At 34.7% G+C, this 9,149-nt stretch carries 4 protein-coding genes; all 4 read right to left on the bottom strand.

Features of this window, described 5'->3' with window-relative positions; translation table 11 throughout:
* On the bottom strand, window positions 1–1,345 hold a 1,345-nt coding region (locus GBO31_RS10265), incomplete at its 3' end, for a G-D-S-L family lipolytic protein (RefSeq protein ID WP_219008243.1).
* A gap of 22 nt (window positions 1,346–1,367) precedes the next feature.
* Window positions 1,368–4,133, bottom strand: a complete 2,766-nt coding sequence (locus GBO31_RS10260; protein ID WP_219008242.1) for a TonB-dependent receptor — start codon at window positions 4,131–4,133, stop codon at window positions 1,368–1,370.
* A gap of 287 nt (window positions 4,134–4,420) precedes the next feature.
* Window positions 4,421–7,099, bottom strand: coding sequence for a TonB-dependent receptor (locus tag GBO31_RS10255; protein WP_219008241.1), 2,679 nt, complete (start codon window positions 7,097–7,099; stop codon window positions 4,421–4,423).
* Between the two features lie 199 nt (window positions 7,100–7,298).
* On the bottom strand, window positions 7,299–9,146 hold the full coding sequence (gene glmS, locus GBO31_RS10250) for a glutamine--fructose-6-phosphate transaminase (isomerizing) (protein WP_219008240.1): 1,848 nt from the start codon (window positions 9,144–9,146) through the stop codon (window positions 7,299–7,301).
* Window positions 9,147–9,149: the final 3 nt, after the last annotated feature.

Here is a 9,149-nt window from a genome sequence, read left to right as displayed (position 1 = left end):
CCTGATTTGCTGCAGCCTGGATGGTAGTATTAAATGCAGCAGTTGCAGTTGCAATTTCAGCCTGCTCTTCAGGTGTTAATACCCATTTATCTTCCAAAGGAAATGTTATTCCATTAACAGCTAATTGACCGGCAGTTTCCTGAGGCAGTCCTAATCCAACTAAATTAGCTACAGCAGCCATATTTACCTGTCCAATAATAGAGGAACTTGGTAAAACTAATAAATCATTTTCGGTTGCCGGTCTCGATTGTCCATATAACATACCAAAAACCGCAGCAGTTCCAGGGTCAACACCATTCATTTGCAAAGCACCACTTATTTGGGCAGAAAGATCCATTAAATCTTCATCTTTAATAATAACAGGACTAGCTGCGTCCGTTGCAAACACAATAGATCTTTCAGGAACTCCTAACGCGGTAAACACTTGATTTAATCCAGCAAACTGAGCGTTTAAAGTTGGGATTAAAGGTCCAAAACTAGAACTTGATGGATCCAGAGGATTATGTGGTACTGTAGTAAAATGAGGAATTGAAGTTACATCTGGAATATTAGCTATCACACCTTTTGCTCCACCAGCTGTTAAAGAAGTAATTAATGCATTATAAGCCTGAGCAAATGTTGCTGTATCTGTAATTGGATCTGTTCCATCACCACCTGATAATGCGTACCCTAACACATCGTTGTTACCAATCCAAAGAGAGAAAAATGTTGGATTCTGCGCCATAGCATCTTGAATCACAGATGCACTTGGATCCGAAGCAATTCTCACATAATATGGATTTGCAGTAGCAGGCATTGTTCCTAAACCAGCAGGATTACCATAACCAGGAGCTAATAAATGGAAACTTTTAGCACCTGGAACTCCCATATTGTTAAAAGTTGAACCAAGATTGGCAGTTCCTTCTGTTGTCGGCACCTCTGGAGAAAAATCCAATTGGTCTGGTATTACGCCCAAAGGGTAAGGTCCAGAATCAAAATCATCATCAGGATTTACATCACTATAAAAATATAATCTTGGCCCAAAACTACCATCCGCCATTGGCATTCCTCCAAAAAGAAGTCCTCCAATATTATCATTCATTAAAGGTTGTGTAAATGTTCCTCCTCCTACTAACCCAAATTGTTGAGACAAAATGTTAGGAAGCGAATTTTCTTGCCCAGCAATAAACAAAGCATTATCTGTAAAACCAGCTGTAAGCGAATTTCCTAAAGCTACATAATTAGAGAAATCTGCCGTTCCCGCTGTAAGAACTACTTCTTGTGTTGTTGTTGAATCATCATCAGATTCACAAGCTATAAATCCAAAAACTAATAGAATCAATAGCCATTTATATTGAATATTCATATTTAAAATATTTTTAGATTAATTATAAGTTATTTATAGATATCCCTATATAATATTGTGATCCTATAAACCCTGTACCAAAAGCTGTAAAATACTCTTCGCCAAGAATGTTTGTTGCTCCGGCTTTTAGCGTTGCTTTTAATTTAGGAATTGTATAATTAATTTGTCCATTAAGAACATTAAAAGAAGGCACATTTCCATCACCAAATGCAGCCTCCCAAAAATAAGCGTCACTCCAAGTCCAGCTTGTATTGAAACCAAAGTTTTTAAACAAACTCGTGTGACCAAAAGATGCTTTTACTTTATGTTCAGGAGTGTTGAAATTTGTTCTGAAATCAGGATCTTCGTTCTCATCAAAATCTTGTTTTGTAAATGTGTAATTCACTCCAAAATCAAAGTTCCCTAATATTTTAGTATCTACACCAACAGTACCACCAAATGATTTAATATCTACATCAGAATTCGTATATGCCTGATATACTTCTGTATCTCCGTTCTGCAATGCAGCAAGCGATAAAGTTCCATCTCCAACTTGTCCATAAAGTGGGACTAAAACATTTTCAGTAGATATAAAATCAGTATAGATGTTATAATACCCACTTAAATCAATAACAAATTTCTTAATCTTAGCACGGTATCCAAGCTCTACAGCAATCACCTTTTCCGGTTCTACTAGATCAACGTTTGAGACGGTAGGAGTTCCATTTAATACAGAATTTAGAGAGAATGAATTTTCGTAAGCTTGTCGACCTACCACATCTACACTGCTGTTTCCAGTTAATAATTGACCATCACCACTTAAATCAAAAGTTCTAACATCACGATCTAAGTTCTCGGAGGCAGATCCTACTAATATTGCTCTACCTACATCTAACCCAATAAATAAATCCTGAGTAGTTGGATTTCTAAAACCACTTTGAGCAGATAAACGGATATTGTGATTTCTATCTGCTCCTGCAGTATATCCGAGTGATAATCTCGGAGAAATATTTCCATCAAACAATTCGGACTTATCATATCGAATAGAACCAGTAATTTTTAATCTATCATCAATTAATTTCTTTTGAATTTGAGTATAAACTCCAAATTCTGAATATCTGATAGGCCCATCGAAATCGGTAAAAATAGTTCCTGCAGAGTTTAGTTTGTATTCTCTAAAAGATCCTCCAACTTGAATATCAGCAAAATTACTAGTAATATGACTAAAATTATAATTAACATCTACATGTCTCAATTGACTAGCGTCTTGAAATTTAGATCCACTAGTAAGATCAGGATCTGTTGTTACTGTATTAAATGCATTTTCAAATTCCGGTGTACCTGGCAAAAATCTTCCTGTATCTGCTGTTTGTCTTGCAATTAGATGCGCTTGTTCTGGTAATTGTCCAGCTAAAGTTGCCTGAACAAAAGCTCCTGCATATTCACCAAACCAAGTCTGATCATCTTTCCATAATCTATTAATGTTTATCCCTGTAAATCTGGAATCATAAGAATCCCCAGCATCTTCATCAGTGATATACCCTCTTATAAAGAAGTTATCATTTTTAATTTCCAACTTATGTTGTTGTAAAAAGAAATTACGAATAGAATATCTGTTTGCTCCTTGATAAATTGTAGTTCCTCGACCAACCTTTCCTAAATAAATGATTTCAAAATCATCCGCAAAAGGACGATAGTGTAATGCAGCATCAAACTTTATACTTTCTGCATTATAATTATTTAAATCACTTTCTAGATATCCTGTTCTACTTACCTCACCATTAGGCAATAAATTTTCTGCTCCAGCTGGTAATATACCTGCATTGACCAAGGCAACACCAACACCTCTAATATTAGTACTAACTTCATCCCCATATACATTAAGTCCATCGTAATTAGGATCTAATCGCGTCCCTGTTATAATATCGTTAGACACGCTCACTTCATTGGTTGCAAACCAATCGGTACCTCTTAAGTATGAAAAATTCACTTTACCTGCGAACTTATCAGAAAACGCATGAGCAATCCTGATTCCGTAGTCATAATATTCATTATCTCCACCTGCTTCTTGAGAAGTTATTCCTCCTTTAAAATATGCACTTATTCCTTGATGATCAAATGGATTTTTACTTGTCATGAATAAAATCCCGTTAAAAGCATTCGCACCATATAGGGCAGAAGATGCTCCTGGAAGTAATTCAATACTGTTTACGTCTAATTCTGTCATACCTAATAGATTCCCTAAAACAAAGTTCAAGGCAGGTGCTGAATTGTCCATTCCATCAACCAGCTGCACAAATCTGGTGTTCGCAAAATCTGCAAAACCTCTGGTATTAACAGATTTAAAAGTTAAACTATTTGTATTAATATCAACTCCTTTTAGATTCTCTAAACCATCATAGAAATCAGCTGCTGGGGTAGTTTTAATTTTTTTAATTCCGAAACGTTCCACGCTCACCGGAGATTCAAATACTCGCTCTGGAGTTCTAGAAGCAGAAATAACAACCTCATCTAACTCTGTTCCTTCTTTTAACGTAACCGTTAAATCAGATGTATTTGATGTAATATCTACGCTAGCAGATTCAAAACCTATACTACTTATAATGATTGTAAATGGAGGTGTTTCCTCCAATGTTAGTGTGAACAGTCCATCAAAATCTGTAACTGTCCCTACTGAAGCTCCTTGCAAAGCTATATTAGCCCCTGGTATGGGTTGATTGTTATCATCAACAACCTTCCCACTAATTGTTGTTTGTGCAGTAGAAATAACGMCCATAAAAAGCATTATTACTAACGTGATTGTCCTCATATCCTGAATTAGTTTTTATGTTATGACAACAATATACGTTTTTTTATCAATTCTTTAAAAAAAAGTTAAAATCATGTGTTTTTCACAAACTTAAGTCCTATATTTTGAAAATTATTCTGTTTATATTAACTATAATTATCTTTTAAACAATTCTAAACCTATCAATACACAATACATAACCCTCAAGTATTCAGTCTTTTAAAGACAAAAGCCTGTCTAGTATTTTAGACAGGCTTTTGTATGATTTTATTACTTATTAACGAATCGACTGTTAATTAAGTATCAAATTAAAAATTGTTAATCGTAAGTCCTAAGTAATATTGAGAACCTATTGGCGCTGTTCCTACAGCAGTAAAATACTCACTTCCTCCAATATTAGTACCACCAAGCTTAAGCGTAGTTTTTAAAGAAGGAATTCTATAATTAAGCTGAGCATCAAAAACTGTAAAAGAAGGAACTTCTCCTACTGCAAAAGCAGATTCCCAAGTATATTCGTCACTCCATTTAATTGCCGTATTAAATCCAAAGTTTGTAAACAAATTATCATGTCCAAAACTTGCTTTAGCTTTATGTTCTGGAGTATTGAAATTAGTTCTAAATCCTGGATCTTCTTCTTGGTCAAAGTCTTGCTTAGCATATGTATAACTAGCACCTAAATCAAAATCTCCGAATACTTTAGCACTAATTCCAAGAACTGCTCCATAAGAATTGATATCTACATCAGAATTTGTTATAGCCTGAAATCCTGCAAAATTACCTGATGCTATAGCTGTTTGAGCCTCTGCACTACCTACTGAACCATCAAGTGGACTAACCACATCAACCGTAGAGATAAAATCTTGATACATATTATAATACCCACTAAGGTCTAGCAATAATTTGCCAAAATCTGCTCTATACCCAATTTCAATTGCTGTAACCTTTTCAGGCTTCACAATATCAGGATTAGCTATTTCCAATGCCGCAGTTCCTCCAGATCTAATAAAAGCTTCAACAGACTCTGCCGTAAATGAATTTTCGTAGGCAATTCTACCTGTGTAGGTAACTCCTGTAGTTGATGTTCTAACAAAACGATCCAAGTTATCAGGTGCAGAACCAACAATCGCTCCTTCTCCAATGTCTAGACCTAAATATAAATCTTGAGTTGTAGGATTTCTAAAACCAGTTTGTATGGAAGCACGTAAATTTCTATTTCTATTCTTACCTAAGGTATATCCAACTGAGAATCTTGGTGAAAAATTACCGTCAAATAATTGAGATTTATCATAACGAACAGATCCTGTAAGCTTCAATCTATCATCTAATAATTTCTTTTGAATTTGAGAATACACACCAATTTCTGAATAATTAATAGCTCCATCAAAATCCGTATAGAAAGTACCCGCAGAGTTTAAAGAATATTCTCTAAATGATCCTCCAACCTGGATATCCGCAAAATTATTAGTGATGTGACCAAAATTATAATTTGCATCCGCATGTCTTAATTCTGTTTTAGATTTGAATCGAGATCCTGTCTGAAAATCTGGCGTACTTGTAACTTCATTAAAAGCAGTCTGGAAACCATCTGTACCCGGTTCTAATCGACCTGTGTCGGCTACTCTTCTTGCTTCTTGATGTCTTTCTTGATCAGTACCTACCGTTGTAGCGAATGCTGTTGCATACTCATTAAACCAATCTGTATCACTCTTCCATCTTCTGTTTATATTTATCCCTGTAAAACGCAAATCATAAGTATCCCCAGCATCCTCAGCGGAAATATAACCTCTTACAAAGAAATTATCATTTCTAACTTCTAATTTATGTTGTTGGAAAAAGAAATCATTTAAAGAAAATCTGTTAGAATCCTGAAATATAGTTTGACCTTTTCCTAGTTTTCCAGCATAAATAATCTCAAAATCATTATTGAAAGGCTTATAATGAATCGCTCCATCGAACTTAATACTTTCTGCATTATAATCTGTTAAATCAGCTTCATTGTATCCTGTTCTTGTAACAACACCCGCACCAGGAAGAATTGCTCTTACCTCATCACCATAAACATTCAATCCGTTATAAGCTGGATCTACAAGTCTGCTTTCTCCTGGATTTTCAATATTGTCTTCACTTACTGCAAACCAATCAGTAGCTGTTAAATAAGAAAAATTCACTTTTGCAGCGAAGTTATCTGTAAAAGCATGAGCCATTCTAATACCTACATCATAAAAATCATTATTACCTGCAGCGTCTTGAGATGTAAAACCTCCTTTGGCATATGCACTTATTCCTTGTTTATCAAAAGGGCTTTTACTTGTCATAAACAATATACCATTAAATGCATTCGCTCCATATAGTGCAGAAGAAGCTCCTGGTAAAAGCTCCACATTTTCTACATCCAGTTCATTCATTCCAATAAGGTTTCCTAAGGCAAAATTCAATGAAGGCGATGTATTATCCATACCATCAATTAACTGAACGAATCTTGTATTTGTAAATGACGCAAAACCTCTGGTATTAATAGATTTAAAAGTCAAACTATTTGTATTAATATCAACTCCTTTAAGATTTTCCAAACCATCATAGAAATCAACAGATGGTGTATTTTTGATCTCTTTTACACCAAATCTTTCAATACTTACAGGAGATTCAAAAAGACGTTCTGGAGCTCTCGAAGCAGATATTACAATTAAGTCAAGGACATTACCTTCAGTAAGCACTATTACTACTTCTTCTGATTCCGAAGTTACTTCAATGGATCCATCCTCATATCCAATACTACTAGCTGTAATTGTAAATGGAGGTTTTTTGGTTACTGTAAGCGTAAAAACACCGTCAAAATCGGTAACCGTTCCAATAGATTCTCCTTTTAAAGAGATATTTGCCCCTGGTATTGGCTGGTTAAAATCATCAACCACCCTACCATTAATTGTAGTTTGAGCATTACCAATGACGCACATTAGCAACGCTACAATAAATGTAATTTTTTTCATAAATAGGTTATTTTAATTTTAAGTTTATTTGGGGGAACTTAAATTCAAGAAAATGAATCTATTAAGATTCGGTCGCGAAACTAACGAAAAAATATTATTCATGCATAATGTTTTTTCATTTTTTTATCGATAAAAAGCAAAAAAGTACGATATATCGTACTTTTTTGCTTAAAAATGATGTTTTTTATCGATTTTTTATTTACTCAACCGTAACTGATTTTGCTAAATTTCTTGGTTGATCTACATTTTTATCGAGCATTACAGCTATATGATATGATAACAATTGTAATGGTATTGTAGTTAGAAGCGGTGTTAAAAACTCAATCGTCTCAGGTATCTCGATTACATGATCCGCTAGAGCCTTTACTGTTTCATCACCTTCTGTAACAATTCCAATAATTTTTCCTTTTCGGGATTTAATTTCCTGAATATTACTTACTACTTTATCATAATGTCCTTTTTTGGTTGCAATTACAACCACTGGCATATGCTCATCTATCAGAGCAATAGGACCATGCTTCATTTCAGCCGCAGGATATCCTTCAGCATGTATATAAGAAATCTCTTTTAACTTTAAAGCTCCTTCTAATGCAACTGGAAAATTATATCCTCTTCCTAAATACAGGAAGTTTCTTGCATTCTTATACGTATCAGCGATCAATCTAATGTGATCATTAGATTCTAATGCTACTTTAACTTTTTCTGGAATACGCTCTAATTCCTGAAGATAATAGTGGAAATCACTATTTGAGATAGTTCCTTTTCTTTCTGCCAATTTTAAAGCAATTAGAGATAGAACCGTTATTTGAGTAGTAAAAGCTTTAGTAGAAGCCACACCAATCTCTGGACCTGCATGGGTATAAGCTCCTGCATGTGTTTCTCTAGAAATTGAAGAACCAACTACATTACATACTCCAAAAACAAAAGCACCTCTTTCTTTCGCTAGTTTTATGGCAGCCATAGTATCTGCAGTTTCACCACTTTGAGATATTGCAATTACAACATCATCTTGATGAATCACTGGATTTCTATATCTGAACTCTGAAGCATACTCTACTTCTACAGGAATTCGAACAAGTTCTTCAAAAATATACTCTGCCACTAAACCTGCGTGCCATGAAGTACCACAAGCGATTACGATAATACGTTTCGCATTCAATAATTTAGCCAAGTTATCATCAATTCCTGCCATTTTTATGATTCCTTCAGCCACTCTTATTCTACCTCTATAGGTATCACTAATAGCATTTGGTTGTTCATAAATTTCCTTCAGCATAAAATGATCGTAACCACCTTTTTCAATTTGCTCCAGATTGATTTGTAACTCCTGAAGATATGGATCTACTAAACTATCGTCTTTTATCTTTCTTACTTTAATTCCTTTTTTTCTTCGAACGATAGCCATTTCACCATCTTCGAGATATATAGCATTATTAGTATACTCAATAAAAGGAGACGCATCTGATGCTATAAAGAATTCATCCTCTCCAACTCCTATCGCTAATGGACTTCCTAATCTAGCTACTACAATCTCATCTGGTTTTTGCTTATCAAAAACAGCAATTGCATATGCTCCAACAGTTTGGTTTAATGCTATTTGAACTGCTTTTCCAAGCTTAACATTTTCTTTGGTTTTAACATCTTCAATAAGATTCACTAATACCTCTGTATCTGTTTCAGACGTAAAAGTATACCCTCTGTTTACCAACTCTTTTCTAAGTGATTCATAATTTTCAATAATCCCATTATGGATAATCACTAAATCGCCAGAATTTGAGTAATGTGGGTGAGAATTCACATCATTGGGAACACCGTGAGTTGCCCATCTTGTATGACCAATCCCAACAGTTCCGTCGGTAGAAATTTCTTTTACTAATCTATCTTCAAGATCTACTACTTTTCCTTTGGTCTTAGACAGTTTTATATCGTTACCATCGTAAAGAGCAATTCCTGCGGAGTCATAACCCCGATACTCTAATCTTTTTAATCCTTTTAATACAATTGGATAGGCCTCCCTATGACCTATATACCCTACTATTCCACACATGAT

Source organism: Aquimarina litoralis (assembly GCF_019295435.1).
GTDB classification, from domain to species: domain Bacteria; phylum Bacteroidota; class Bacteroidia; order Flavobacteriales; family Flavobacteriaceae; genus Aquimarina; species Aquimarina litoralis_A.
This window is presented reverse-complemented; position numbering and strand designations above follow the sequence as displayed.